Source organism: Sphingomonas sp. SAFR-052, from assembly GCF_051965015.1.
Taxonomy (GTDB): Bacteria; Pseudomonadota; Alphaproteobacteria; order Sphingomonadales; family Sphingomonadaceae; genus Sphingomonas.
Window position 1 is genome coordinate 171,413 of the sequence record NZ_JBQCMO010000006.1, and the last position, 26,452, is coordinate 197,864.

The window sequence follows — 26,452 nt, forward strand, 5'->3', positions numbered from 1 at the left end:
GCGATCGGCCGGGTCGACGACGCATGAGGATCCTGTTCGTCGAGGATGATGCGATGAATCGCCGGGTCGTTCGCGACATGCTCGACGTTGCCGGGGCGACGATGGTCGAGGCCGATCTGGCCGAGGCCGGGCTGCGCCGGATCGACGAGGACGAATTCGACTTGGTACTGCTCGACCTGCGCATGCCGGGCATGGACGGGTTCGAAGTCATCCGTCGTGTGCGCGCGCGCGATGATGCCAAGCGGACGCTGCCGATCATCATCGTCACCGCCGACACCGCGATTGACCTCACCGAACGCTGCCTGGCGGCCGGGGCGGACGAGGTGCTGTTCAAGCCGGTGGCGATGGACGCGCTGTTCGATGCGATCGGGCGGATCCTGGCCAAGCGCGCCGGGGGCGACCTGCTGTTCTGACCCCGTGCGGGCCGTTGGACTTGCCCGCAGACGACACTCCTGTTAGGGGGACGTGTCACGCCGCAGCCATGCTTCGGCGAACCCTATTCTATTGCGATAAAAGACCCGGAGTTTTTCGACCTCATGCAGATCATCGTTCGTGAAAACAATGTCGATCAGGCCCTGCGCGCGCTCAAGAAGAAGCTGCAGCGCGAGGGCGTGTATCGCGAGATGAAGCTGCGTCGTCATTACGAAAAGCCGTCGGAAAAGCGTGCGCGCGAGCGTGCCGCTGCTGTGCGCCGCGCTCGCAAGCTGGAGCGCAAGCGCGTCGAGCGCGACAGCGCCCGGTAAAATCCCGGTCGCGGCCCGCCGACAGGAAGGTCGGGGTGCCGTCTCTTTCCTGTGATACGGTGCGCTGGGCGCGCCGAAAGGGGTGTCGATGTCGGTCACTGCCGTTCCGCTGCAACCCGTCAAGCAGCGTCATATCGTCTGGGTGTGGATCGGGATCGCGCTGGCCTTGCTGGTCGCGGCCGCGCTCGCCTGGATCGGGACGCGCAGCGAAGCGGCATCGTTCCTCGCCAGCAACGCATCGCGCCCCGGCGTGGTCACCACCGCCAGCGGCCTGCAATACGAGGTGCTGACCAAGGGCAGTGGGCCGACGCCGACCGATGCCGACGTCACGCTCATCAACTATGTCGGCAAGCTGACCGACGGCACGATCTTCGACCAGAGTCGCAACCCGACCCCGATGTCGCCCAAGCAGGTCGTTCCGGGGTTTGGCGAGGCGCTGAAGCTAATGCCGAAGGGATCGCGCTACCGCTTCTGGCTGCCGCCGCAGCTCGGCTATGGCGCGCCGCGTCCCGACGGTGCCCCGCCGATGTCGCCCGAGGTCAAGAAGCTGTCGAAGCAGGTGCTGGTGTTCGACGTCGACATGATCGAGTTCATTCCTGAGGCGGTGCTGCAGCAGATGCAGATGCAGCAGATGATGCAGGGCGGTGGTGCAGGCGCGCCGCCCCCCGGAGCACTGCCGCCGGGCGTACGTTGATCGCGACGGATTGGATCGATAACGGCGTCGGGGGTTCCCGGCGCCGTTTTTTTTGGTGTCGCCGCGACCGCCGGACTGGGCTGCATGGCATCGCCTTGCGCGCGGCGATCATGCTATCGGCGGGCGATGTCCTCTCCTTTCCACCGGATTATCGCGCAGTGCCCTCTGGTTCGAAGCGCGCTGCTGGCCGGCGCATTGTTGACGATCGGTGCCGCCCCGAACCCGCCCGCGGCGGCTGGAACGGACCGTACAACGCTCGAGGCACTGCGCGCCGCCGATCTGCGGCTGGGCGCGATCGGCTATCGTTTGGCGCGCGCCAACGCCGCGCTGTGCAGCGATCTCGCTCCAGTTACCGGCATGATCGTGCATGCGATCGACCAATATGATGTAGCCGAACAGGCGGTCGCGCGGAGCATCTTCGGATTCGAAACGGGGATCGCAGTCGAGGCGGTCGTCCCCAACAGTCCGGCGGCGCGCGCCGGTGTGCAGGCTAACGACTCAATCATCGGCATCAATGGCCGTCCGGTCCCGGCGACGGCGGGCGGCGGGCATGTCGTCACCCGCGACGCCTTTGCGGCGATGCTCGATGCGCAACCGGCGGACCGGCCGCTGGCGATGGTGTTGCGCCGCGCCGGGCGGGAGCGCCCAGTCATCATCCCCGCTTCGCCGGGCTGCCGGACGCTATTCGAACTGCGAATCGGGCCGTCGCTCGACGCTGTTGCCGATGGCAGGCTGGTACAGATTTCCAGCCGATTCCTCGAGCGATTCGACGACTCGCAGTTGGCGGTGGTCGTTGCGCACGAATTGTCGCACAATATCCTGCGCCATCATGTCAGGCTGGAAGCGGCGAAGGTCAGCCGCGGCGTGTTCCGCGAGCTGGGCCGAAATGGACGCATCTTTCGCGCGACCGAGGACGATGCCGACCGGCTGGGAGTCCATCTGTTGCGCAATGCCGGCTGGGACCCGGCAGCGGCGGTGGCGTTCTGGCAAGGGCCGGGCGCGCAGATCGATGGAGGCATTTTTCACAGCCGGACGCATTCATCCGCCGGAAAACGCACCGAAAATATCGCGGCGGAGATTGCCGCGATCCCGCCGAATGCGCCGATCCCTTATCTGCCGCCGGTGTTGAAGACGCGCGATCAGCCGCTCGAATAACGCGATCACTGTTGTCGCGGCGGCGCTTGCCTCAATTCATACCGCATTGCATATTGAACTGCCGCGATTGCGAACGAAACCGGGTGAGCCCCGGCGAGTTACAACCGTGCGCAGGGCGTGTCGTACCCCGTTGTTACCGGTAACGGTTGGCCGCGTTTGGTATGATAAGGCTTGCAGGGGGGCGGGCCGTATGCGAAGGGCCGCTCGACGTGTAGTGACACAAGGGAGTGTTGAAATGGGTTTTGCCAAGAAGATGCTGATCGCGGCCTCGGCCGTGTCGATGACCGTTGCTCCGACGGTTGCGACCGCCGCCAACGCTTCGAAGCTGTCGGTTGCTCGCGCTTCGGCTCCGGCCGCCAAGGGCGAAAAGCTGGCCGGCGGCGGCGTGATCGTCGCGATCCTCGCTGCGGCTGCTGTCGTTGCGGGCATCGTTGTCGTCGCCGACTCGGACAGCGATTCGGACAGCAACTGATTGCTCGCGCGGGAAACCGCGCTTCAGTCTAGGGAAGGGGCGCTCCGTTCAGGGCGCCCTTTTTCGTTGGAGCAAGGGCGCTTCGGAGCGGACCAGGGGGACGCGGCTGTTTGATAACCGGCTGCCATCCGACGGTTTTAGACCGTGAGCCGGTGGAGCAGATACCAGTCCGTCGACATTTTTGCGTCGATGGGGCGCAGCCGGAGCTCTTTGAGGCCTCAGCCATCGCTGAGGCAACGTTTCCGTTGTGCACAAAAGGTCGGCAGAAAGCGGATCGACCGCTTCAAAGCTAATTCGATCAGCTTTGATCGTCCTCACCTTTCCACGGCTGCGCCGCTCCCTCCCTTTCCCGCCGGAGCGAGAAGGACGGCGCAGGGTGAGAACGACCCTGTTCGATCGATAGCGCCGTCGGACTTATGCCGCCGCCGCGTATCCTCCGGCAGGCAGGGCCGTCGACAGGAAGCGTCGCGTTTCTCCGTCAAGTACCAGCGCGGTCAGCCGGCCGCTGCGATAGGCACCGGTATCGATGCCGATCCGGTTGGCGCGAATGTCGGGATCGCCGGTCACGGTATGTCCGTGAATGACGAAGCGTTCATAGGCGCCGCCATGGTCGAGGAACGGCGAGCGGATCCAGCGCAGGTCCGAGGATTTCTGCGCATCGAGCGGCACGCCGGGGCGGATTCCGGCATGCACGAACACGTAATCGCCGACGATCAACTGGTCGGGAAGGTTGCGTAGGAAATGCAGATGTTCAACCGGGACGTGCTCGGCGATCAGGCGTTGGACGCCCTTCAGGTCCTCGCGCTCATAGGCTTCTTCACTGACGCCGTAGCTGAGCAGCGTTTCTCGGCCGCCGACGCGGGCGAACACGCCCAGTGCCTGGCGGGCACCCTCCGCCGCGGTCAGCAGCAGTTCCTCGTGGTTTCCACACAGACAATGCACGTCGGCGCTCGCGGCGCACAGCGCCATGACCCGGTCGACGACGCCGCGTGAATCCGGACCGCGATCGATCAGGTCCCCGAGGAACACCAGCATCGTCCGCCGATGCCCGCGCGCCGGATCGGCATCGATCTGTGCGAGCAGATCGTCGAGGCAATCGAGCCGCCCATGCACGTCGCCGATCGCATAGACGACGATATCGTCGGGAATGCGCGGCGCGGGGGTTGCGGGCCTGCGAAATAGCTTGGAGAACACCATGATGCGCGCCGCCCATAAGCGAAAGGGGCTGTACGATCAATGAACCGCCGCAGCGCCTCATAACCGGGCGCGGGGCGGACAAAGGTCGTTTGCCAATGCCGAAACGACTCTCTATTGCGGCGCAGCAATTTTGGGGATGAGACGATGACGATCAAGAAGGTTCGCAAGGCAGTCTTTCCGGTCGCCGGTTTGGGCACCCGGTTTCTTCCCGCGACCAAGTCGATGCCGAAGGAAATGCTGACGGTCGTCGACAAGCCGCTGATCCAATACGCCGTCGAAGAGGCGCTGGAAGCCGGCATCGAACAGATCATCTTCGTCACCGGCCGCGGCAAGGGCGCGCTGGAGGATCATTTCGACGTTTCCTACGAACTGGAAGCGACGATGAAGGCGCGCGGCAAGTCGATGGCGCTGATCGAGGGTATTCGGCAGAAGCCGGGCAGCCCGGTCTATGTCCGCCAGCAGGAGCCGCTGGGCCTCGGCCATGCTGTGTGGTGCGCGCGCGAGATCGTCGGCGACGAGCCGTTCGCGGTGCTGCTGCCCGACGAGCTGATGGTCGGCGGGTTCCTCAAGCAGATGGTCGATGCCTATGAAAAGGTCGGCGGCAACGTCATCGGCGCGCTGGAAGTGCCCGACAGCGAGACCGACAAATACGGCATCATCTCGCCGGGCAAGCAGGACGGGCGCCTGACCGAAGTCACCGCGCTGGTCGAAAAGCCCAAGGGCAAGGCGCCGTCGAACCTGATGATTCCGGGCCGTTACATCCTGCAGCCCGAAGTCATGCAAATCCTCGATTCGCAGGAGCCGGGTGCCGGTGGCGAAATTCAGCTGACCGACGCGATGGCGAAGCTGATCGGCAACCAGCCGTTCCATGGCTTCACCTTCGACGGCAAGCGCTACGACTGCGGCGACAAGGCCGGCTGGGTGCAGGCGAACATCGCGCTGGCGCTGGCCCGTGCCGATATCGGTCCGGCGGTGCGCGCATTTGCCGAGGAAGCGCTCGCCAACGGTTGAGCGACAGGGCAGAGGTTACGGTCTCCGCCCGCTTCTACAGGGTGACCAGCCGGTCGTCGGCAAGGGTCGCGAGCAGGTCGATCCATCCGCCTGCCGCGACCCTTTCCGTATCCGCCGCCAGTCCGGCAAGGGCGAGGCCGGTCTGGCAGGCGATCAGCTCGACCCCGCTCTCACCCGCGATCACGCGCAATTCAGTCGCGTCGGGCAAGCCGGGCGGTGCGGCGGCCGCCGTCGCCAGCAGTGCCACCGCCCCTTCGTGCAGATAGACGCGCGTCCGCGCACCGAGCGCGGCGGCGGCACAGGCCATGGTCAGCGCAGCGCGCCAGCGGTCGGGATCGGGCTGTACGACGACGATCGTCAGCCCGCGCATCGGCATCCCGGATCCTTTGGCAGCGCCAGCGTGCGGAAGCGGAAGGCGAGCAGGTCGGCGACCAGCAGCCTACCCGCCGGATCGTCGCCGAAGCCGATGATCGCGCGCAGCGTCTCCAGCGCGGCAAGGCTGCCTATCACTCCGGTCAAGGCGCCGAGCACGCCCTGATCGGCGCAGCTGGCATCGGCGCGGGCAGGATCGTTGCCGACGAAGCAGCGATAGCAGGGCAGATGCGGTTCCCAGCCGCGGAACACCCCCAATTGCCCCTCGAACTGACCCACCGCCGCCGACACCAGCGGGATGCGCGCCGCCAGCGCCGCGTCGGCGACAGTCAGGCGGGTGGCGAAATTGTCGCAGCCGTCGAGCACCACGTCCGCCCCGGCGAGAAGTGCGGCGGCGTTGGTTGCGTCGATCCGGGTCGCGACGGGTTCGATGACGACATGCGGGTTGATGCGGGCGAGCGCTTCGGCAGCGGCGGTCACTTTCGCAGTACCGACATCGGCGTCGCCGAACAGTGTCTGCCGCTGGAGGTTGCTGGCATCGACATGGTCGTCGTCGATCACGACCAGCGTGCCGACCCCGGCCGCTGCCAGATATTGCAGCGCGGGCGATCCGATGCCACCCGCTCCGATCACGACGACGCGCGCAGCCTTCAGCGCTGCCTGTCCCGCGCCGCCGACCTCGCGCAGGACGAGGTGGCGGGCGTAGCGATCGAGCTCGGCATCGGAAAAGGTCATTCGGTCCAGTCGAACTGCAGCGAGGCGCGGTACCAGCCGCCCTCGCTGACGAACTGCGGCATCAGATTGCCGCGCGCGAAGCTGACGACCAGCCCGGCGGCATATTGCTCGACGGTCGGGCAGCCGATCGCGCGGGGGATGGTGGCGCGGACCAGATGGTCCTCGCCGATCAGCACCGCCACATCGACCTGCAACCGGGTGCGGCCATCGACCGGCAGCGGCCGCGGACATTCGTTGCGGTGGATTTCGGCCGATACGAAGGCAACCATCGACGCGGTCGGCTGCGGCATGCGGCGATAGGGGAGCGGCGGCAGCGCCGTCCAGTCGATCGGCGAGCGGGCGGCCGGGGCGGGTTCGGGCGCCGGAACCAGCGGCACCGCCTGTGCCAGCGTCAGGAGGGCCATGGCGATCATCGTCCGGTCGAACCGAATCCGCCGGCACCGCGGGCGGTATCGTCGAGCGTGTCAACCTCGGTCATCTTGGCACGGATGACGGCGGCGGGGACCAGCTGTGCAATGCGTTCGCCGCGAACGACGCGGAACGGTTCGTCGCCGAGATTGGCGAGGATCACCTTCACCTCACCGCGATAGTCGCTGTCGATCGTGCCGGGGGTGTTGAGGCAGGTGATGCCGTGTTTGAGGGCAAGGCCCGAGCGGGGGCGGACCTGAACTTCGTAGCCCGCCGGGATCGCGATGGCGAAGCCGGTGGCGACGGCGTGGCGCGCACCGGGGGCAAGGTCGATATCCTCCGCGGCGACGACGTCCATGCCGGCGGCACCGGCGGTCGCATAGGCGGGCAGCGGCAGGCCATGGCCATGGGGCAGGCGGCGCAGACGGATCGGAATCATGGGGTCACCATCGCGCTACGTTGCGGGGTTGCCGGCGGCGCGGCGGCCATGCGGCGCACCGCATCGATCAGGTCGCCGTCGCGCAGCAGATCGTGGCCACGGCCGGGCAGGACGCGATAATCGGTGGCGATGCCACGCAGCGCCAGCGCCTCGGCATAGCCGCGCGAGAAGCGCAGCGGCGTTTCCCTGTCATCGGCCCCGACCAGCAGGGTGACGCGGGTGGTCGGCGCGATGCCGCCGACGGTCTGCAACGGATCGAAGCTGTCGACCGCGGTGCGGAAGCCGGTCGCGCCCTGCTTCGCGCGATATTTGCGCCATTCGGGCAACATGCACGGACAGCCCGCCAGTACGACCCCGTCGACCAGCCCCGGCCGCACCCCCACCAGCGTCGCCGCCATCGCCGCGCCACCCGATTGCCCGACGAGGATCGCGCGCGCCAAGGGATAGCGGGCGCGCCAGCCGGCGACGGCATCGGCGACCGCCGCGACCCGGTCGGCGGTATAGCTGTCGCCATCGGTCCCGCCGCGGGTGCCGGGCGAGACATTGCCCGCGGCATCGGCATAGCCCGGCCGCAGCAGCGCGACCGCGCGCGCGCCGGGGATCGCGTCGGCGATGGCCTGGGCAGCGGCGTTGAACTCGGCAGGCACCACGCCGTCGCCATCGCCGTGCAGCACGAGGATGAGGGTGCGCACGTCGCGCGACGCGGTCGGCCCGAAGCTCGCGCCGGCCAGCGTCACCGGCGGCGGGGCGGTGGTGGCGCAGCCGGCGGCGGCAAGAAGCAACAGGGGACTAAAGCAGCGCATCGGCAATCCGGTCGGCCAGACGGGCCGCGATATCGGTCTTGGGGGCGTCGGACCAGTGTTCGACGCCATCGGCGGTGACGAGGTGAATGGCGTTGCGGTCGCCGCCCATCACATCGCCCGACACGTCGTTGGCGACGATCCAGTCGGCATTCTTGGCGCTGCGCTTGGCGGTCGCATGGGCGAGCACGTCGTCGGTCTCTGCTGCGAAGCCGACCAGCAGCCGCGGGCGGCGCGGCGATCGGCCGAGCATCGCCAATATGTCGGGATTGGGCAGGAGAGTCAGGGTCGGCGGACCGTCGCCCTTCTTCAGCTTGGACGGCGCGGCCTCGACCTGCCAGTCGGCAACGGCTGCGACCATGACGGCAGCGTCGGCGGGCAGCGCCTGCGCCACGGCGTTGGCCATATCACGTGCCGATTCGACGTCGATGCGGGTGACGCCCGGCGGGGTCGGTAGCGTTACTGGCCCGGCGATCAGCGTCACCTGTGCCCCACGCGCGGCGCAGGCGGCGGCGATGGCGAAACCCTGTTTGCCCGACGAGCGATTGGCGAGATAGCGGACCGGATCGATCGCCTCATGCGTGGGACCGGCGGTCACCAGCACATGGCGGCCGGTCAGCGATCGTGGCGCGGGCGCGGTCATCGCCTCGATCGCGGCGACGATCGCCGGTGGTTCGGGCAGCCGGCCGGGGCCGAATTCGCCGCATGCCATCGCGCCTTCGTCGGGATCGAGCACGGTGACGCCGCGCCCCCGCAAAGTCGCGACATTGGCAGTTGTCGCGGCATGTTGCCACATGCGCACGTTCATCGCCGGGACGGCCAGCACCGGCTTGTCGGTGGCGAGCAGCAGCGTGGTGGCGAGGTCGTCGGCCATGCCCGCCGCCATGCGTGCCAGCAGATCGGCGGTGGCGGGGGCGACGACGACCAGATCGGCCTGGCGGCTGAGCTGGATATGACCCATCTCCGCCTCGTCCTTCAGGTCCCACAGGCTGGTGTGGACCGGCTGTTCGCTGAGCGCTGCCAACGTCATCGGTGTCACGAACTGCGCGCCGCCGTCGGTCAGCACGCAGCGCACGCTATGGCCGCGCCCGCGCAGCAGGCGGATCAGCTCGCACGCCTTGTACGCGGCGATGCCGCCGCCGACGATCAGCAATATGCGTGTCATCGGGTGATCCTCTGCACCCGAACGCGCCGCCTGTCGAGCAAAGGTCGGGCAAGGTCGCGTACCGCATCGGGAAGAAACGCCATGCCGATCAGATAGGGAGGGGCGGCGGCGAGCGCCCAATAGAAGTTGTCGGTGCGTGCGAACAACGCGATGGCCAGCGCATAGCTGCCGAAGGTCAGCGCCGCGCGTCCGCCCAGCGGACCCGGCGCCGCCGCCCAGCCGAGCATCGCCAGCATCGCCAGCGGCGTGCCCAGCCACCATGGCAGGATGGTGAGCGCGGTCGATCGTGCCATGGCGGAGGCGAACAGGCCGGGGCCGTGCAGCCCGCCCCAGCCGGGCGACACCGCGTCGAGCGGCCCGGCGATCATCGCGACGGCGCGGGCATGGAGCAGCAGCACCGCGACGAAGACCAGCAGCGCCGCGACCCAGCCCAGCGCCTCGCGCCGGCGTCCGTCGACCAGCGCCGCCATGAGCATCACCAGCGCGTAGAGCGCCGCCGTCTCGCGAATCACCATTGCGCACAGTGCCAGGGCGACCGCCTCGACCCAGCGATCCTCGCGCCGGATCGCCAGCGACCACGCGATCAGCAGCCCGGCCCACAGCTCGTGGAACGCAACCAGCGACGGCTGGACGAAGGCGACCATGCCGCCCGCCAGCAGGAACAGCGCCGTGATGCGCGGCGGGCCGCGGTCGAACCAGCCGCCGATCCGCCGGGTCCAGGCGAGACCGGTCGCGGCCGCGATCGCGATCAGCAACAGGATGGAGGCGAGGTCGGGCAATGCCGCCTGCACCACGCTCAAGGTCGGCAGGCGGATGGCGGGGAAGGGGTGGAGCGGGGCGCCGCTGGCGCGCAATTCCTGCGCGGTGACGGCATAATAATCGCCGCCGGTGCGCAGCCCCTCGACGACCGCGGCATAGACGTCGATGCCGAGCGCCGTGCCTCTCGGTTCGTCGTCGTCGGGCAGGAACCATGAAGATGCCAGCAGCGCGAGCGCCAGCAGTACGATGGCCAGCGCCACGCCGGGTCGCAGCGTCGCGAACCGGCTGGAGCACGACAGCCAGACCGGCGGCCGCGCGCGGATCATCCCAGCAGCAACGCCGATGCCGCGCCGACCAGCCCGCCGGCGATCCCGACCAGTGCATAGCGCCAGCCACCGCCAACGCGGACGACGGCGATCTCGGGCAGCGGTGGCGACGGCGGGGCGCCGCCGGGCGCGGGATAGCGCGCCTCGATATTGCGGATCAGGTCGGGCAGCCGGGCAAGGGTGCGCAGGTCGGTGATGATCCGATCGGCGACCATCGCCTCCGGCCCCAGCTCGTCGCGGATCCAGCCGCGCACGAACGGCGCCGCCGTCTCCCACAGGTTGATGTCGGGATCGAGTGCGGTTGCCACCCCCTCGACCATCACCATCGTCTTTTGCAGCAGCAGCAGATGCGGCTGCGTCTCCATGTCGAAATCGCGGGTGATGTTGAACAGCGAATCGAGCATCATGCCGACCGACATGTCCTTGACCGCCAACCCGCGCATCGGCTCGCCGACTGCGCGCAGGGCCGTCGCGAATTCGGCGACATTGTGATGGGCGGGGACATAGCCCGCCTCGAAATGGATTTCGGCGACGCGCTTATAGTCCCCGGTGATAAGGCCATAGAGGATTTCGGCCAGCCATACCCGCGCGCGGCGGTCGATCCGGCCCATGATGCCGAAATCGATCGCGGCGATACGCCCGTCGGACAGGGCGAACAAATTGCCCTGGTGCATGTCGGCGTGGAAGAACCCTTCCGCGATCGCCTGTCGCAGGAAGGCGCGGACCAGCCGCGTCGCCATCGCGTGCAGGTCGTGTCCGGCCGCGATCAGCGCGGGGCGGTTCGACAGCTTGATGCCGTCGATCCATTCGGTGGTCAGGATCTTCGACGTCGTGCGCTGCCAGTCGATCGCGGGGATGACGAAGTCGGGCTCGGCCTCCATCCCCTGCGCTAGTTCGGAGGCGGAGGCGGCTTCGCGGCGCAGGTCGAGCTCGCGCGCGGTCCAGCGCTTCATCGTCTCGATCACGAGGCGGGGGCGCAGCCGCTTCAGCTCGCCGCCCATCGTCTCCATGCGGGCGGCGGCCCATTCATAGGTGTCGATCGCGTCGAAGAACTGAGTCTCGACGCCTGGACGCAACACCTTGACCGCCACCCGGCGACCGTCGGTCGTGATGGCGCGGTGGACCTGCGCGATCGAGGCGGCACCGACCGGCGTCTCCTCGATCGACTGGAACAGGCGCTCGATCGGCTGGCCCAGCCCTGATTCGATCGCGGGGCACACGACGTCCCATGGCAGCGGCGGCAGCGCATCCTGCAGCGACAACAGGTCCTGCGCGACGTCCTCGCCGACCAGATCGGGGCGGGTGGCAAGCGTCTGCCCCAGCTTGATCGCGGCCGGGCCCAGCGCGGCGAATGCCTCGGCATAGCGCGGGGTCGCCGGCACGCGCGCCCCGAAGCGCGCGAGGCGGACGACCCGGCGCAGGCGCGGCGGGGTGCGCGGGTTGCGCTCCAGCTCGATCAACGCGCCGTGGCGGGCGAGCGTGCGGCCCCATTTCAGGATGCGCCAATAATGGGTGAGGGTGGCGGTCATGCGGCTATTTGCCCTGGACCCCCGCCGGCGCGGGGGTTTGATGCGTGCCGCATCAAATCTTCCACCCACTATGGATCGCGACCAGCCCGCCCATGATCGGTTCGACGCGCGTGCGGATAAAGCCCGCGTCCGCGATCATCCGTTCGAAGGTCGGCATGTCCGGGAAGCGGCGGATCGATTCGATCAGATAGCGATAGCTGTCCTCGTCATTCGCCAGCAGCTTGCCGAGCTTGGGCACCAGCTTGTGCGAATATTGGTCGTAGACATCGGCGAAGCCCGGCCATGTGACGGTCGAGAATTCGAGGCAGAAGAACCGCCCGCCGCGCTTCAGGACCCGGTGTGCCTCGCGCAACGCCTTCGGGATATCGGTCACGTTGCGGATGCCGAACGCGATCGTATAGGCATCGAAGCTGCGATCGGCGAAATCGAGCGTCTCGGCATTCTGTTCGGACCAAACGAGGCCGTCGATGCCGCGCTTTTCGGCACGTTCCATGCCGACGCCCAGCATCGCTGGATTGATGTCGGCGACGGTGATTTGCGCGCCGTGCTTGGCCATGCGGAACGCGATGTCGCCGGTGCCGCCGGCCATGTCGAGGATCGATTCGCCCTTGCCGGGTTTCACCCGCGCGACGAAGCGGTCCTTCCACAACCGGTGCATGCCCCCCGACATGGCGTCGTTCATCAGGTCGTAGCGCGAGGCGACGCTGGCGAACACATCGCCGACGCGCTTGGTCTTCTCGGCGGGGGCTACGTCTTCGTAACCGAAGGATACCGTGTCGTTCATTCGTCTGCCCTAGCGGCGCCTTGTGGCGGGGGCAAACCGAACCTAGCTGTTTGTCGACGAAGGTGCGGTGATAACCCAGCCCGCCAGGCCCGTTCGTCCTGAGTAGCCATTGAGCCTGTTGAAATGGCGTATCGAAGGACCGCTTGAGGCAGGTGCTTCGATACGGGTCTTCGACAAGCTAAGCCCCTACTCAGCACGAACGGGGAAGAATGGATCAGAACGCCGAATGCCCGAACTTCCCGAAGTCGAGACGACCGTGCGCGGTCTGGCGCCGGTGCTGACCGGGCAACGGCTCGCGCGGGTCGTCGCCAATCGTGCCGATCTGCGCCGGGCGATGCCGGTCGATCTGGGGCAGCGGCTTACGGGTGCGACGGTCACCGGCCTGTCGCGCCGCGCCAAATACGGGCTGATCGAAACCGATCGTGCCGATACCTTCATCTTCCACCTCGGCATGTCGGGGCGCTGGCGGGTCGATCCGGCCGAGCCGCTGGCGCACGATCATCTGCTGCTGGCGACCGATGCCGGGCGGCAGGTGGTGCTGAACGATCCGCGCCGCTTCGGATCGGTCGACCTGCTGCCGACCGCCGAGGTCGCGGCATGGCCGCCCTTCGCGGCGCTAGGGCCCGAGCCGTTGGGGCCGGACTTTACCGCCGAGCATCTCGAGCGGCGGTTCGCCGGGCGGATCGCGCCGGTGAAGATCCTGCTGCTCGACCAGCGGATCGTCGCGGGGTTGGGCAATATCTATGTGTGCGAGGCGCTGAACGTCGCAGGCATTTCGCCGACGCGCCCGGCCGGACAGATTGCGCGCGAACGGCTGGCGGCATTGGTTGACGCGACCCGTGCGGTGCTGCTGTCGGCGATCGAGGCGGGGGGATCGACGCTGCGCGACTATGCCCAGCCGGATGGCGAACTGGGCTATTTCTCGAAACAATTCAGGGTCTATGGCCGCGAGGGCGAGGCGTGCCCGTGCGGTGGTGTCGTCGAGCGGCGCGTCGATGGCGGACGTTCGACCTTCTGGTGCCGATCCTGCCAGCGATAGTTGACCTTACGCCCCCGAGGCGTTAAGGGGCGCACCTTCTCCGGTCGGATTGCCCGATCGGCACCAATCATTTGCGAGAGTCGAGGACGGCATGGCGAATACGCCACAGGCGAAGAAGCGTATCCGGCGCAATGCGCGTCGTGCGGAAATCAATGGTGCGCGCGTCGGCCGCATCCGTACCTTCGTGAAGAAGGTCGAAGCGGCGATCGTCGCCGGTGACCGTGAAGCGGCGACCACCGCGCTGGCGAACGTCCAGCCGGAACTGGCCCGCGGCGTCGCCAAGGGCGTGCTGCACAAGAACACCGCGAGCCGCAAGTTCTCGCGCCTGACGAAGGCGGTCGGCGCACTCGCCTGATCGCTTCGCATCGTCGGACAGGATTGACCCCGTCGGCCCCGTGGCCGGCGGGGTTTCTTGCGTCGGCCGACGACGGGGTCATCGTGCCCGGAAAGGGTCGCATCCCGCGTTGAAATGGTTCCGCGAAACCGACCCGAATCAAGCGGTCCAAAAACCGCGGAAATCTGCGGATTCGAAGATTCGGAGGCTGCTGAAATTCGGCAAGATACTGACAAACAATGAGAAAAAATAAATCCAACGGGTTTCCGCCACTGGGGGGCTGTCAACCGCCTTTATTTCGGTTTCGTGACTTGATCGATCGCCGTCGCGGTTCCTAAACAGCACTTCCCGGCGCCGATCGCGGTGGTCGGGGCCCGCACGAATCTTCGTGTGCGACCGCTGCTTCGGCGCGGTCAGGGGGGCTCTTAAACGATGGATGAACCGTGGCGGAGAAGCTGATTCTCCGGGCGGGAGGGGTGTGTCCGGGTGACGATGGCGGTGGATCATGGACAGGTCGAGGTCGCAGCGGCATGGGCCCGCGTGCGCCAGAACCTGCGTGCATCCGCCGGACAGCGCGTGTTCGACCGGTGGCTGAAACCGATGGAACTGGTCGCCCCCGATGACGACGGTATCGTCCGCCTGACCCTGCCATCGGCGTTCATGACCGACTGGGTCCGCAATCATTATGCCGAACGATTGACGCACGAATTCCGTGCGCAGCTGCCGCAGGTGCAGGACGTGGTGGTGGAAACGGCAAGCGCGCTGCAATCGCGAATCGTACCGCCCGCAGCCCTCCCCGAATCGAAGCCGGCGCCAGTGGTCGCGCCGTCGGCGCCGATCGCCGTCGCCGCCGCTGTGCCGCAACGTGCACCCGCCGAACGGCCGACGTTCGATCCGCGCTATCGTTTCGACCGATTCGTCGTTTCGGCATCGAATCGAGTCGCGTTCAATGCGGCGAGGGCGCTGGCCGAACCGGGCGTGCCGCGGTTCAGCCCGTTGTTCCTGCACAGCGGCACCGGCCTCGGCAAAACCCATCTGATGCATGCGATCGGCCATGCGTTTCTCGATGCCGATCCGGCGGCGAGCGCAGTCTATCTGCCCGCCGAGCGGTTCATGTTCGAATTCGTCGCGGCCATGCGTGCGCGCGACACGCACGGGTTCAAGGCGCGGCTGCGCGGCGTCGACCTGCTGATGATCGACGACCTGCAGTTCGTGGCGGGCAAGGATGCGACGCAGGAGGAATGCCTCCACACGATCAACGCGTTCATGGACGCGGGCAAGCGGGTGGTGATCGCCTGCGACCGATCGCCCGCGTTGCTCGAAGGGATCGATCCGCGGCTGCTGTCGCGGCTGGGCGGCGGGCTGGTGGCCGATATCAAGCTGCCCGAGACCGACCTGCGCCACGCGATCCTTGCTGCCAAGCTGGCCGAGGTGCCCGGCATCGTCGTGCCCGGCGATGTGCTCGACCTGCTTGCCGGCCGTATTCGCGGCAGCGTGCGCGAACTGGAAGGGGCGCTCAACCGCCTGATCGCCTATGCATCGCTGACCGGCGACACGATCGACATGGCGTTCGCCCATGCGACGCTGGGCGAAATGCTTGCCGGGCCGGCCAAGCGCGTGACGATCGACGATATCCAGCGCGCGGTGTCGGCCCATTTCGAGGTGAAGCAGCTCGACCTGATCTCGGCACGGCGGGCGCAGGCGATCGCCCGGCCGCGGCAGGTGGCGATGTATCTGGCGAAGCAGCTGACGACGCGGTCGCTGCCCGAGATCGGGCGCAAGTTCGGCAATCGCGATCACTCGACGGTGATCCATGCGGTACGGCGGATCGAGGAACTGCGCGGGGTGGATCGCGAGATCGATAGCGCGGTCAGGACCCTGTTGCGCTCGCTCGAGGGCTGAGCGGAACTATCTTCCCCGTTCGCTTCGAGCTCGTCGAGAACCGTAGTCGAGAAGGGCGTGCCCAAAACGACCGCGTTCTCGACAGACGCTTCTCGACAGCTCGAAGCTGCTCGAACCGAACGGTGGGGGGTAGGCGACTCGCTACCCTCCCATCCCGCTTATGTTACGTAATGACGTCCGGTTCGTTGCGGCCGGTATGCTCCCGGATCGAAGCGAGCGTTTCGGCCGCTGCAATCAGCGGCGCCAGCGCGTCGCCGGTTTCCTGCGCCAGATCACCGCCCGCCGGTTCGTAGCGTTCGATATAGACGCGCAGCGTCGCGCCCTGGGTGCCGGTGCCCGACAGGCGGAACACGATGCGCGATCCGTCGGCGAACAGGATGCGGATGCCCTGCTTGCGGCTGACCGATCCGTCGGTGCTGTCGTGATAGGCGAAGTCGTCGGCTTCGGAGACGGTCAGGTCGCCGATTGTCGTACCGGGCAGGGTAGCGAGCCGGTCGCGTAGCGAGTCCATCAGCGCGTCGGCGCCGGCCTGTTCGACGCCCTCATAATCGTGGCGCGCATAATAGTTGCGGCCATAGCGCGCCCAGTGGTCGGCCATGATCTCGGCGACCGGCTGGCGGCGCGCGGCGAGGATGTTAAGCCACAGGAGTACCGCCCAGAGCCCATCCTTCTCGCGGACATGGTTGGAGCCGGTGCCTGCGCTCTCCTCGCCACACATGGTGACGAGGCCGGCGTCGAGCAGATTGCCGAAGAACTTCCACCCGGTCGGCGTTTCGTAGAGCGGGACGTTCAGCGCCTGCGCCACGCGGTCGGCCGCGGCGGAAGTCGGCATTGAGCGGGCGATGCCGGCGATACCGTCCTTATATGCCGGGGCGAGGTGCGCATTGGCAGCGAGCACCGCGAGCGAGTCGGATGGGGTCACGAAGATGCCGCGACCGATGATGAGGTTGCGGTCACCGTCACCGTCCGAGGCCGCGCCAAAATCGGGCGCGTCGGCGGACATCATGCGTTCGTGCAGTTCGTGGGCGTGGACCAGATTGGGGTCGGGGTGATGCCCGCCGAAATCGGGCAGGGGGGTGCCGTTGACGACGGTACCGGTGGCGGCGCCGAGGCGGCGTTCGAGGATTTCGGTCGCATAGGGACCGGTCACCGCGCTCATCGCGTCGAACGACAGGCGGAAGCCGCCGGCGATGAGATCGCGGATCGCGGCGAAGTCGAACAGCGTCTCCATCAGAGCGGCATAGGCGGCGACCGAGTCGATCACCTCGACGGTCAGGCCGTCGACCTCGCGTTCGCCGAGCGTGTCGAGGTCGATGCCGGTCACGTCGCTGATGACGTAGCGGTCGATCTCCAGCGTGCGGGCGTAGAGCGCGTCGGTGAAGCTTTCAGGCGCGGGGCCGCCGTTCGAGACATTGTATTTGATGCCGAAATCTTCGTCGGGGCCGCCGGGGTTATGGCTGGCCGAGAGGACGAGGCCGCCGATCGCGCCGCGCTGGCGGATGACGTTGGAGGCGGCGGGGGTGGAGAGGATGCCGCCTTGGCCGACGATCGCGCGGGCGAAGCCGTTGGCGGCGGCCATGCGGATCGCGGTCTGGATGACTTCGCGGTTCAGATAGCGGCCGTCGCCGCCGATCACCAGCGTCGCGCCGTCCTTGCCCTCGACCACGTCGAACACCGACTGGATGAAGTTTTCGGCGTAGTGCGGCTGCTGGAACACCCGCACCTTCTTGCGCAGGCCCGACGTGCCGGGCTTCTGGTCGGTAAAGGGCTTGGTTTCGACGGTGGTGCTGGTCACGAACGGCTTCCCCTGTAGTGGGCCTTGCCGAACGCATAAGGTGACGAAGGTGCCACGGACAACATATATTTGGCCGTGGCACCCGATTAACTAAAACAAATATTCAAACTTGCAGCCCCAGTGCCTGTTGGGCCTCGAGCAGGGTCGGGCGGGCCAGTGCGTCGGCCTTTGCCGCGCCCTTGGCGAGCGTTGCGCCGACGGCGGCGCGGTCGTCGAGCAGCGCCACCAGCCGGTCGCGGATCGGACCCAGCTTCGCGACCGCCAGATCGGCGAGTGCGGGCTTGAAGGCACCGAACCCTTGGCCGCCGAAGTTGACAAGCACGTCGTGCGACGTCTCCCCCGACAGCGCGGCATAGATGGTGACGAGGTTGCGCGCCTCGGGCCGCTCCGCCAGCCCGGCGACTTCGGAGGGGAGGGGTTCGGGATCGGTCTTGGCCTTGCGGAACTTGGTCGCGATCTGATCGTCCGAATCGATCAGGTTGATGCGGCTCATGTCCGAGGGGTCGGACTTGGACATCTTGGCGTTGCCGTCACGCAGGGACATGATGCGCGGCGTATCCTCCGGGATCATCGGTTCGGGCAGCGGGAACAGCTCGACCCCGAAATCGAGGTTGAACTTGGTGGCGATATCGCGGGCAAGCTCCAGATGCTGTTTCTGGTCCTCGCCGACCGGAACATGCGTCGCCCGGTAGGCGAGGATATCGGCGGCCTGCAGCACCGGATAGGTGAACAGCCCGACGCTGGCACCTTCGCGGTTCTTGCCGGCCTTGTCCTTCCACTGGGTCATGCGGTTGAGCCAGCCGACGCGCGCGGTACCGCCGAGAATCCAGGCAAGCTCGCTATGCGCGGGCACCCGCGCCTGATTGAACAGGATCGAGCGGTCGGGATCGATGCCGGCAGCGAGCAGGGTCGCCGCCATCTCGATGGTGTTCGACGCCATCACCTTCGGGTCCTGCGTCACGGTTAGCGCGTGGAGGTCCGCCAGGAAGAACAGGCAGACATCGTCGGCGCCCATCCGGTCCTGCAACCGCACCCAGTTGCGGATCGCGCCCAGATAGTTGCCGAGATGGAGATTGCCGGTAGTCTGGATGCCGGAGACGACACGCATGGGTTTATCCTATCAGGCGGCGCGCCGACGCAGCAGCGCGCGAAGATCGGCCAGCCGGAACGCTCCGGTGGCAAGGCAAGCAAGGCCATAGACGAGCGAGCCCGCGCCGACGAGCGCGATCATGCCAATGATGCGGGTCATGACGGCACCGGTGGTCCAAGGGGCGACGACCCGGTCGGCGAAGAACAGCGCCGCGCCCATCAGCAGCGCGGCGATGGCGAAGCGCGGCAGGCGGTGGGCCAGTTGCCGGTCGAATGCGAAATGCCCGCGCCGGCGGAGCGTCACATACAGCATCGCGAAGTTGATCCATGCCGATACCGCGGTGGCGAGCGGCGGGCCGATATGGGCGATGGTCGGGATGAAGGCGAGGTTCAGGACGATGTTGATCGCAATCGCGATCATGGCGAAGCGCACCGGCGTCCGCGTGTCTTCGCGCGCATAGAAGCCGGGCGTCATCACTTTGATGAGGACATAGGCGGGCAGGCCGAGCGAGAAAGCGGCGAGCGACTGGGCGCTGCGCAGCGTATCCTCCGGCCCGAAGGCGCCATGCTGGAACAGCGCGCGCAGGATCGGTTCGGCGACGGTCAGAAAGGCGATGGTCGCGGGCAGCGTCAGCAAAAGCGCCAGTTCGATACCGCGATTCTGCGTATCCATTGCTGCCGCGTCTTCTTTCCGTGCCAGTTGCCGGGAAATCGTCGGGAGCAGGATGGTGCCAAGCCCGATGCCGATCAGCCCCAAAGGCAACTGGTTCAGCCGGTCGGCATAATAAATGTAGGAGATTGACCCCTGATCGAGCAGCCGCCCCGACAAGGCTGTCGAGATCAGCAGGTTGATCTGCATCGCGCCTGCGCCGATCGCGGCGGGGACGATCAGCCGCAGCATCTCGCGTACTTCGGGGGTCAGGCGTGGGCGCTGCGGGCGCAGCGACACGCCCGCCTGTCGACAGGCGAACATCACCCAGCCGAGCTGCAACGCGCCGCCGATGGTCACCGCCCATGCCTGTACCCGCGCGGTCGCATAGGGATCGGGGCCGTGGAAGAACAGCAGCCCGGCGACCATCGCGACGTTCAGCAGGATCGGGGCGGCGGCATTGACCCAGAATTTGTCGAGCGAATTGAGGATCGCGCCGAGCAACGACACGATCGAGATCAGCAGCAGATAGGGGATGGTGATCCGCGACAGCGTGACCGCATAGGCGAATTGATCGGGCGTCGGATCCTTGAACCCGCCCGACAATAAATAGGTCAGCGGCCATGCGCCGATCAGCATGACGACCGTCGCGGCGATCAGTACGGGCAGCAGCACCGACAACACCGCCTGCGCAAAGGCCAGGCCGGCGGGCAGCCCCTGACCCTCCGCCACCGCGTCGCCCTCGGCCACCCGCTTGTTGAACAGCGGCACGAAGGCGGCGTTGAACGCGCCCTCGGCAAACAGCGCGCGGAACATGTTGGGCAGGCGGAAGGCGACGAGGAACGCGTCCGACGCGAAGCCTGCGCCGACGAACGTCGCCTGCAGCGAGTCGCGCCCCAGCGCCAGCACGCGGCTGGCCAGGGTCAGGCCGCCGACCGACCCCAGCGATTTCGCCAGTTTCATGCGGTCAGCGCCGATCCGGATGCAGGCCGTACCCCGGCGCAGGCGAGACCTGTGTGAGAGTCCACTACGCCGTATCCCCGCGGAGGCGGGGATCCAGAGCCGCGGGCGCAAGCCGTTGTTCTGCTTGGCGCTGGACCCCCGCCTGCGCGGGGGTACGGAGAGGTTCTGAGGTGGGTATGAGACTCTCGCAGAACGCTCGCACAGGCAGGGCGGCAAGGCAATGAAAGCACGGTGCTCATGACCCTGGACCCCCGCCTGCGCGGGGGTACGCGTGGCGGGGAAAGCGTATCACCGTGCGGCATGACAATCGGCGTCCTCGAATGTCGATCGAACCGAAGTCCGCGCGCGCCGGTCAAATCAGGCGTGGCCGGCGACTTCGCCGAGCGCGCCCTGCTGTTCGGCCTGCGACAGATAGAGCTGCGCGAAGTCGATCGGTTCGAGCAGCAGCGGCGGGAAGCCGCCGTCGCGCACCGCATCGGCCAGCACCCGGCGGGCGAAGGGGAACAGGATGCGCGGCGCTTCGCCCAGCAGAAAGGGCTGGAGATGCTCGGCCGGGATGTTGCGCAGCCCGAACAGGCCGGCGAACGACAGGTCGACCAGATACATGACCTGATTCTCGACCTCGGCACGCGCTTCGATCTTCAGCACGACTTCGTGGACATCGTCGCCGACCTGGTTGGCGCCGATGTTGAACTGCACGTCGAGCTTGGGCTGTCCGGCGATCTGATAGACGCCCGGCGCGCTCGGATTCTCGAACGAGAGATCCTTGACGTACTGCGTGATGACGTTGACCGACGGCTGGCTGTCGTCCCCGTTGGCAAAGGCGTCGATGCCGCCTGCGGCGTTCTGTTCGTCCATGTCGATCCCTGTCGGCTCGGGCGGATAGCTTTGGCGCTTCCCGCGTTAAGATGGCGCGGACTAGCAGCGGCCCGACCGTGATTCAACGGGTCGACCACCCCGGCGAACTTATGGCCGTCACGCCGTTTGTATCCGCGCTCGTTCGGTCCTATGTCCGATCGATGGAAGGAAGTGAAGGCATGGTGGTTTTTGTCGTCCTGCTCGCGATGGTCGCTGCGTTTCTGGCGATGCGGCTCTATGCCGTGCTGGGAAAGCGTACCGGTCATGAACCCTTGCCGCGGACTGCGGACGACCGGGTCGTGACGCCGCCCGTGGCGCGCCCGATCGAGGTGACGCCCGAAGCGCGCGTTCTGGGCCCGCGGCATGTCGAGAGCGGGGCCGAGAACGGCCTGCGTGCGCTGATCGCTGCCGATTCCTCGTTCGACGTCGCGCAGTTCATCGAAGGCGCGAAGTCCGCCTATCGCATGATCCTCGAAGCCTTTTGGAAGGGCGACGAGGCGACGCTGGAATGGCTGACCGAGCGCGACGTGCGCGAAGCCTTTGCCCAGGCGATCGCCGATCGCAAGGCGGCGGGCCATGTGCTCGACAACCGGCTGGTGTCGATCGAGCGCGCGGTGGTGACCGAGGCGTCGGTCGAAGGCGGCGTGGCGCGTGTGTCGGTGCGCTTCGATGCCGATATCGCCGCGATCACCCGCGATGCCGATGGCAATATCGTTGCCGGGTCGATGTCCGACGCGGTCGAGACGCATGACGTCTGGACGTTCCTGCGGGTGCTGAAGAGCAACGACCCGAACTGGAAGCTTGCCGATACCGACGAAGCCTGACGGTAATGCGCAAGGGGGGATTGGCGGCGCTTGCCGCGCTGCTGCTGGCTGGCTGTTCGAATGCGATCGTGCCGCGGGGCGTGGAGACGGTAACGTCTTCGCGCCCGCCGACGCGTGCGCAGGCACCCGCGCAACGGCCGGTGGCGGTGCGTCAATCGACCGGGGCGGTGCCGTTGCCGCCAATTGCGGGGGGCGTCGCCGTCGATGGCGCGACGACCGCGCTAACGGCGGGCGTCGTTGCCGGGCCTTCGGTCGCCTCGCTGCCGCTGACCGAGGAGTCCGCTGCGCGGGCGCTGGCGGCGTTTCGTGTTTCCTGTCCATCGCTGGTGCGCCGGACCGATCCGACCGGGCTGACGCGCGGTGCCGATTGGCAGGGCGCATGCGATGCCGCGCGCGGGGTCGGGGCGGGGCAGGCGCGGACCTTTTTCAGCCAGTGGTTTGAAACGGCGCAGGTCGGTGATGGGAAGGCGTTTGCGACCGGCTATTACGAACCCGAAATCCATGGATCGCGCACCCGCCAGCCGGGATATGAAACGCCGATCTATGGCGTGCCGAGCGATCTGGTCGAGGCCGATCTCGGGCTGTTTTCGACCGATCTGAAGGGCAAGCGGATTCGCGGTCGCGTCGATGGCAGCAAGTTCGTGCCCTATTACGACCGGACCGCGATCGAGGAAGGCGCGCTGGCCGGGCGTGGCCTCGAAATCGCATGGGCGGCCGATCCGGTCGAGATGTTCTTCCTGCAGGTTCAGGGGTCGGCGCGGCTGCGGCTACCTGATGGCGGGGTCATGCGCATCGGCTATGCCGGTCAGAATGGCCGCGACTATACCGGCATCGGCAAGCTGATGCGCGACCGCGGGCTGATCGGCCCCGATCAGGCGTCGATGCAGGGGCTGATGGCGTGGCTGCGCGCCAATCCCGAACAGGGGCGCGCGGTGATGCGCGAGAATAAGAGCTTCGTGTTCTTTCGCGAACTGACCGGGCCGGGGCCGCTTGGCGCGATGGGCCTGCCGGTGACCGGCAATGCCAGCGTTGCCGCCGATGTCCGCTTCGTGCCGCTAGGCGCGCCCGTTTTCCTGTCGATGGATCGCACCGATGCGTCGGGGTTGTGGGTGGCGCAGGATACCGGCGGCGCGATTAAGGGCGCCAATCGCTTCGACACCTTCTGGGGCGCAGGGGACGAGGCGCGGGCGATTGCCGGCGGCATGAGCGCGCGCGGCACGGCGTGGCTGTTGCTGCCGATCGGGACCGTCGCACGGATCGCGAGTGGCCGGCCGACGCCTTGATCCGGCCGAGGCGGCGCTGTGGGCGCGGGTCGTCGCGGCGGTAAAGCCGCTGCACGGCGCCCGCCCGGCCGCTCCGCTCGCGCCACTCGAACCGCATGGTGCGCCGAAACCCAAGCCGGTGCGCCCTGTCGCGGCGCCGGCGGCGAAACCTGCCCGCTCTGCCCGGACGCCGGGCGATACGCTCGATGCCGGCTGGGACCGGCGGCTGGCGCGCGGGCTGGTCAGCCCCGATGCGACGATCGACCTGCACGGCCATACGCTGGCTAGCGCGCATGCGCGACTCGACCAGGAACTTGGACGGGCGATCGCACGCGGCGACCGGGTGCTGCTGGTCGTGACCGGACGGCCGCCGCGTCCCGAGTCCGAACGGCCGCACGCACGCGGGGCGATTCGCGCCGCGATCGGTGACTGGATTGCTGCAGGGCGGCATGTTGACCGCATCGCATCGGTCCGCGGGGCCCATCCGCGCCATGGCGGCGGGGGTGCGCTCTACCTTATTTTGCGGCGCAACCGAACGTCGTAGGAACCGGTTTTCCGGGCCTGAAATCGCGCTCCGGAGCGGCGGCAAACCTTCCGTAGAAGTCGAGGGTTTCTGCGGATCGTAACGCCGTCGTACCAAACCAGATTCGTGGACTTGGAACCAGTTGCGGTTTCAACGGGTTGGTCCCAATTTGATACATTTTTACCACGCTTGTGCTGTCCCGCAACGGGACGTATGTAAATCTATGTGCCTGACCGGGAACGAAATGGTTACTCGAAAGTAAATGCGGTGCTCGTCGGGTAGACGTTGCTGAACCGGGGGAAGGCATTCGACAAACCTGTTTCCTGCCATTGCGCGGAAAAAGGGGGACTGAATGGTGCGAGGCGGCCGATCGTCGGTCGACGCGCACCTCCCGGGCAACAAGGAGGATTGTTTTATGGCATTTGGTGACAACAGCGCGCTGATTACCACCGCGGCGCGGACGGATATCGAAGCAAACGGCATCAGCGACACCTATCAGGCCGGCAATGGCGCCAATGCCTATGTCGTTGCGGTTGGGGAAGTCGGCGACGAACTGTTCATCGGCTGGGGCGCGGACGATTCGATCATCAACAACCGTCAGATCTTTGACGGCAATGGCGATGGCTTCATCCAGTTCGGCGGCAACGGCGTGCTCGACATCGATCGTACCAGCCGCCGCAACGCCGGTCAGGACCAGTTCCAGCTCGCCGGTGCCAACGCCGACATCCTCGAGCTGCGCTACCTCGGCAGCAAGAATAACGGCTATGTATATGCCGACTCGGCAACGCTGAAGAACCTGTGGGATCCGTTCGGCCGCGCCAACGTGATCGAAGGCACCGTCGGCGACAACACGTTCGACATGTCGGGCGGCGCGAAGGTGCTGTTCCATGACAACGCGCTGGGTCTGAACCTGGGTGGCGACACGATCACCAACTTCACCAGCGACGATCTGCTCGTCACCACGGCGAAGATCTTCGACAGCGACCTGAACGACACGGTGACCTTCGGTCAGAACAACGTGCTCGACATTTCGGGCTGGACCGGTCCGTCGTCGAACGATCCGAACGGTGGCCCGGGCGGTCAGCTCGACTTCGTCGGCCAGACCTCGGTCACCTATCTCGGTTCGAACACGATCAACGGCGTGACCTATTATTACTACGGAACCGCCGATTCGACCTTCGAGCCGACCCCGGGCGTGTAAGCGTTCGCATCGCGATCATGAAAAGCCCGGCACGAAAGTGTCGGGCTTTTTATTGTTCAGGGCGCGCGGTGACCGCCGCGATCGCCCGGCCGTCACCGTGATCGCGCTGATAGGCGCGGAAATCGGGTGCCAACAGATAGGCGACCAGCACGACGGCGATCGCCGCTGTTGCCGTGTCGCGCACCAGCATCGCGAAGTTTCGTTGCCGCGTCAGGGCCGCACGATCCGCCGCCCGCCGTACGGTCTGGCGTCGTTCGGCACCCGGCGGAACCGGTCGCCGGTCGCGGCGCCGGTCGACCATCCGTCGCCGTTCGGGATCGGACAAGGTGCGGTAGGCGCTGATGATCGCCGCGGCCCGGTCCGCCGCATCAGCATCGCGCGAGCGGTCGGGATGCGACCGCGCGATCATCCGGCGAAAGGCGCGCTTGATCTGGTCCGCGTCCGCCCCGCGATCGATACCCAGTACCGTATAGGGATCGGCAGTATCGGTCATCGTCCCGCCTCGATTGACTATCCGTCGACGCCATTGCTACGAGCGCGGTTGCGGGGCGGTTGAGCGATAGGCTTAGCGCCGGGTTCACCATAGCGCGCACAGTGCCAACCCGACGGAGCGAGAATGACCGAGCAAACCAGCAGGATCGGCCCGGTCGATATCGCGGTCCTGACCTTTGACGAGGCCGTGGCGGCGGTCGACGACCGGATCGCCGCCGCCGACGGGGCCAGCGTCACCTTCTGCAACGCGCACAGCGTCAATCTGGCGCGTACCGATCGGCAACTGGTCGAGGCCTATGCCGGCAGCCTGGTGCTAAACGACGGCATCGGCGTCGATATGGCGCGCAAGTTGTTGTACGGCGCGCCGTTTCCGGCGAACGTCAATGGCAGCGACTTCATCCCGATCTTCTTCGAGCGCACCCGCCACGAACTGCGGCTGTTCCTGCTCGGCAGCCGCCCCGGCGTCGCGGCGGAGGCAGCCAAGATCATCGCGGAGCGCTATCCCCGCCACAAGGTCGTCGCCGTGCGCGACGGCTATTTCACGCCCGAGGACGAACCGGCGCTGGTCGAGGAGATTGCGCGATCGGGCGCGAACCTGCTGGTGATCGGCATGGGCCAACCGCGCCAGGAAATCTTTGCCGCGCGCTATGCCGACCGGATCGGCATGGCATCGATGAGCGTCGGCGCGTTCCTCGACTTCACGTCGGGAGCGATTCCCCGCGCGCCCAATTGGCTGCGCGCGGTACGGCTGGAATGGCTGTATCGGCTGGGGCTGGAGCCGAAGCGGATGTTCAACCGCTATGTGCTGGGCAATCCGCGATTCCTGTACGGCATCCTAAAGGATCGCAAGCGTAACAATTAAATGATGATGAACGGTGCGTTAGCCCCGTCACGCAACCGAATATCGACAGGCCAGACAGCATAAAGCCCGG

The 26,452-nt window shown here is 66.8% G+C and carries 29 protein-coding genes; 14 read left to right on the plus strand and 15 right to left on the minus strand.

Annotated elements, in window-relative coordinates:
- The first annotated feature begins 23 nt into the window (after nt 1-23).
- The 5 genes from ACTHQV_RS12210 to ACTHQV_RS12230 all read left to right on the plus strand — a co-directional run bounded on the left by ACTHQV_RS12210 (nt 24) and on the right by ACTHQV_RS12230 (nt 3,064).
- Nucleotides 24-413, plus strand: a complete 390-nt coding sequence (locus ACTHQV_RS12210; protein ID WP_440490594.1) for a response regulator — start codon at nt 24-26, stop codon at nt 411-413.
- A 123-nt stretch (nt 414-536) separates the two neighbouring features.
- Nucleotides 537-743 carry a 30S ribosomal protein S21 gene (gene rpsU / locus ACTHQV_RS12215; RefSeq protein WP_056459186.1) on the plus strand — a complete coding sequence of 69 codons (207 nt, stop codon included), beginning with the start codon at nt 537-539 and terminating at the stop codon, nt 741-743.
- 88 nt (nt 744-831) lie between these two features.
- The gene (locus tag ACTHQV_RS12220; RefSeq protein ID WP_440490596.1) at nt 832-1,437 is read left to right on the plus strand and encodes an FKBP-type peptidyl-prolyl cis-trans isomerase; all 606 of its coding nucleotides are present in this window, start codon (nt 832-834) and stop codon (nt 1,435-1,437) included.
- 126 nt (nt 1,438-1,563) lie between these two features.
- Nucleotides 1,564-2,592 carry a PDZ domain-containing protein gene (locus ACTHQV_RS12225; protein ID WP_440490597.1) on the plus strand — a complete coding sequence of 343 codons (1,029 nt, stop codon included), beginning with the start codon at nt 1,564-1,566 and terminating at the stop codon, nt 2,590-2,592.
- A gap of 253 nt (nt 2,593-2,845) precedes the next feature.
- Complete coding sequence (locus tag ACTHQV_RS12230) at nt 2,846-3,064, plus strand: hypothetical protein (RefSeq protein WP_440490599.1); 219 nt, start codon at nt 2,846-2,848, stop codon at nt 3,062-3,064.
- A gap of 414 nt (nt 3,065-3,478) precedes the next feature.
- On the opposite strand, the gene ACTHQV_RS12235 is transcribed toward ACTHQV_RS12230, so the two are convergent.
- Nucleotides 3,479-4,261 (minus strand): metallophosphoesterase family protein, encoded by a 783-nt coding sequence (locus tag ACTHQV_RS12235; protein WP_440490601.1) that lies wholly within the window; start codon nt 4,259-4,261, stop codon nt 3,479-3,481.
- A 144-nt stretch (nt 4,262-4,405) separates the two neighbouring features.
- On the opposite strand from ACTHQV_RS12235, the gene galU reads away from it, so the two are divergent.
- Nucleotides 4,406-5,272: a UTP--glucose-1-phosphate uridylyltransferase GalU gene (gene galU, locus ACTHQV_RS12240; RefSeq protein ID WP_056459509.1), complete on the plus strand. Its 867-nt coding sequence runs from the start codon at nt 4,406-4,408 to the stop codon at nt 5,270-5,272.
- A gap of 34 nt (nt 5,273-5,306) precedes the next feature.
- On the opposite strand, the gene ACTHQV_RS12245 is transcribed toward galU, so the two are convergent.
- The 9 genes from ACTHQV_RS12245 to ACTHQV_RS12285 are packed head-to-tail and all read right to left on the minus strand — an operon-like array spanning nt 5,307 to nt 12,589.
- Complete coding sequence (locus ACTHQV_RS12245) at nt 5,307-5,648, minus strand: DsrE family protein (protein WP_440490603.1); 342 nt, start codon at nt 5,646-5,648, stop codon at nt 5,307-5,309.
- Complete coding sequence (locus ACTHQV_RS12250) at nt 5,630-6,379, minus strand: HesA/MoeB/ThiF family protein (RefSeq protein ID WP_440490604.1); 750 nt, start codon at nt 6,377-6,379, stop codon at nt 5,630-5,632. Before ACTHQV_RS12250 ends, ACTHQV_RS12245 begins: the two co-directional genes overlap by 19 nt.
- Complete coding sequence (locus tag ACTHQV_RS12255; RefSeq protein ID WP_440490605.1) at nt 6,376-6,792, minus strand: hypothetical protein; 417 nt, start codon at nt 6,790-6,792, stop codon at nt 6,376-6,378. The genes ACTHQV_RS12250 and ACTHQV_RS12255 overlap by 4 nt, the downstream gene beginning before the upstream one ends.
- Nucleotides 6,789-7,226, minus strand: a complete 438-nt coding sequence (dut, locus tag ACTHQV_RS12260) for a dUTP diphosphatase (RefSeq protein WP_440490607.1) — start codon at nt 7,224-7,226, stop codon at nt 6,789-6,791. The genes ACTHQV_RS12255 and dut overlap by 4 nt, the downstream gene beginning before the upstream one ends.
- The gene (locus tag ACTHQV_RS12265; RefSeq protein ID WP_440490608.1) at nt 7,223-8,029 is read right to left on the minus strand and encodes an alpha/beta hydrolase family protein; all 807 of its coding nucleotides are present in this window, start codon (nt 8,027-8,029) and stop codon (nt 7,223-7,225) included. Before ACTHQV_RS12265 ends, dut begins: the two co-directional genes overlap by 4 nt.
- Nucleotides 8,016-9,191, minus strand: a complete 1,176-nt coding sequence (coaBC, locus tag ACTHQV_RS12270; protein WP_440490609.1) for a bifunctional phosphopantothenoylcysteine decarboxylase/phosphopantothenate--cysteine ligase CoaBC — start codon at nt 9,189-9,191, stop codon at nt 8,016-8,018. Before coaBC ends, ACTHQV_RS12265 begins: the two co-directional genes overlap by 14 nt.
- Nucleotides 9,188-10,276 carry a hypothetical protein gene (locus tag ACTHQV_RS12275; RefSeq protein ID WP_440490611.1) on the minus strand — a complete coding sequence of 363 codons (1,089 nt, stop codon included), beginning with the start codon at nt 10,274-10,276 and terminating at the stop codon, nt 9,188-9,190. The genes coaBC and ACTHQV_RS12275 overlap by 4 nt, the downstream gene beginning before the upstream one ends.
- Nucleotides 10,273-11,805 carry a 2-polyprenylphenol 6-hydroxylase gene (gene ubiB / locus ACTHQV_RS12280; RefSeq protein WP_440490613.1) on the minus strand — a complete coding sequence of 511 codons (1,533 nt, stop codon included), beginning with the start codon at nt 11,803-11,805 and terminating at the stop codon, nt 10,273-10,275. Before ubiB ends, ACTHQV_RS12275 begins: the two co-directional genes overlap by 4 nt.
- Nucleotides 11,806-11,857: 52 nt before the next feature.
- Nucleotides 11,858-12,589: a class I SAM-dependent methyltransferase gene (locus tag ACTHQV_RS12285; protein ID WP_440490615.1), complete on the minus strand. Its 732-nt coding sequence runs from the start codon at nt 12,587-12,589 to the stop codon at nt 11,858-11,860.
- A 226-nt stretch (nt 12,590-12,815) separates the two neighbouring features.
- Between ACTHQV_RS12285 and mutM the strand changes: the two genes are divergently transcribed.
- From mutM to dnaA, 3 genes are all read left to right on the plus strand, one after another.
- Nucleotides 12,816-13,628 (plus strand): bifunctional DNA-formamidopyrimidine glycosylase/DNA-(apurinic or apyrimidinic site) lyase, encoded by an 813-nt coding sequence (gene mutM / locus ACTHQV_RS12290; RefSeq protein WP_440490616.1) that lies wholly within the window; start codon nt 12,816-12,818, stop codon nt 13,626-13,628.
- A gap of 91 nt (nt 13,629-13,719) precedes the next feature.
- Nucleotides 13,720-13,983, plus strand: a complete 264-nt coding sequence (rpsT, locus tag ACTHQV_RS12295; RefSeq protein ID WP_440490618.1) for a 30S ribosomal protein S20 — start codon at nt 13,720-13,722, stop codon at nt 13,981-13,983.
- Between the two features lie 471 nt (nt 13,984-14,454).
- On the plus strand, nt 14,455-15,864 hold the full coding sequence (gene dnaA, locus ACTHQV_RS12300) for a chromosomal replication initiator protein DnaA (RefSeq protein ID WP_440490784.1): 1,410 nt from the start codon (nt 14,455-14,457) through the stop codon (nt 15,862-15,864).
- Between the two features lie 163 nt (nt 15,865-16,027).
- On the opposite strand, the gene ACTHQV_RS12305 is transcribed toward dnaA, so the two are convergent.
- The 4 genes from ACTHQV_RS12305 to secB form a co-directional block, all read right to left on the minus strand.
- Entirely contained in the window at nt 16,028-17,659 is a 1,632-nt protein-coding gene (locus tag ACTHQV_RS12305) for an alpha-D-glucose phosphate-specific phosphoglucomutase (protein ID WP_440490620.1), read from the minus strand.
- Nucleotides 17,660-17,762: 103 nt separating this feature from the next.
- A complete protein-coding gene (gene trpS, locus ACTHQV_RS12310; protein ID WP_440490621.1) occupies nt 17,763-18,767 on the minus strand; it encodes a tryptophan--tRNA ligase in 1,005 nt (334 codons plus the stop codon).
- A 12-nt stretch (nt 18,768-18,779) separates the two neighbouring features.
- The gene (gene murJ, locus ACTHQV_RS12315) at nt 18,780-20,360 is read right to left on the minus strand and encodes a murein biosynthesis integral membrane protein MurJ (RefSeq protein ID WP_440490622.1); all 1,581 of its coding nucleotides are present in this window, start codon (nt 20,358-20,360) and stop codon (nt 18,780-18,782) included.
- Nucleotides 20,361-20,717: 357 nt separating this feature from the next.
- Complete coding sequence (secB, locus tag ACTHQV_RS12320; RefSeq protein ID WP_345878993.1) at nt 20,718-21,218, minus strand: protein-export chaperone SecB; 501 nt, start codon at nt 21,216-21,218, stop codon at nt 20,718-20,720.
- A 179-nt stretch (nt 21,219-21,397) separates the two neighbouring features.
- Between secB and ACTHQV_RS12325 the strand changes: the two genes are divergently transcribed.
- From ACTHQV_RS12325 to ACTHQV_RS12340, 4 genes are all read left to right on the plus strand, one after another.
- Complete coding sequence (locus ACTHQV_RS12325) at nt 21,398-22,042, plus strand: Tim44/TimA family putative adaptor protein (protein WP_440490623.1); 645 nt, start codon at nt 21,398-21,400, stop codon at nt 22,040-22,042.
- Between the two features lie 5 nt (nt 22,043-22,047).
- Nucleotides 22,048-23,325 carry a murein transglycosylase A gene (gene mltA / locus ACTHQV_RS12330; protein ID WP_440490625.1) on the plus strand — a complete coding sequence of 426 codons (1,278 nt, stop codon included), beginning with the start codon at nt 22,048-22,050 and terminating at the stop codon, nt 23,323-23,325.
- Nucleotides 23,306-23,848: a Smr/MutS family protein gene (locus ACTHQV_RS12335; RefSeq protein ID WP_440490626.1), complete on the plus strand. Its 543-nt coding sequence runs from the start codon at nt 23,306-23,308 to the stop codon at nt 23,846-23,848. The genes mltA and ACTHQV_RS12335 overlap by 20 nt, the downstream gene beginning before the upstream one ends.
- Before the next feature lie 394 nt (nt 23,849-24,242).
- Complete coding sequence (locus ACTHQV_RS12340) at nt 24,243-25,028, plus strand: hypothetical protein (protein WP_440490628.1); 786 nt, start codon at nt 24,243-24,245, stop codon at nt 25,026-25,028.
- 49 nt (nt 25,029-25,077) lie between these two features.
- Here ACTHQV_RS12340 and ACTHQV_RS12345 read toward each other — a convergent pair whose 3' ends face one another.
- Nucleotides 25,078-25,521 (minus strand): DnaJ domain-containing protein, encoded by a 444-nt coding sequence (locus tag ACTHQV_RS12345; protein WP_440490629.1) that lies wholly within the window; start codon nt 25,519-25,521, stop codon nt 25,078-25,080.
- Between the two features lie 123 nt (nt 25,522-25,644).
- Here ACTHQV_RS12345 and ACTHQV_RS12350 point away from each other — a divergent pair, with 123 nt between their 5' ends.
- Nucleotides 25,645-26,382: a WecB/TagA/CpsF family glycosyltransferase gene (locus ACTHQV_RS12350; protein WP_440490631.1), complete on the plus strand. Its 738-nt coding sequence runs from the start codon at nt 25,645-25,647 to the stop codon at nt 26,380-26,382.
- The last annotated feature ends 70 nt before the right edge of the window (nt 26,383-26,452 follow it).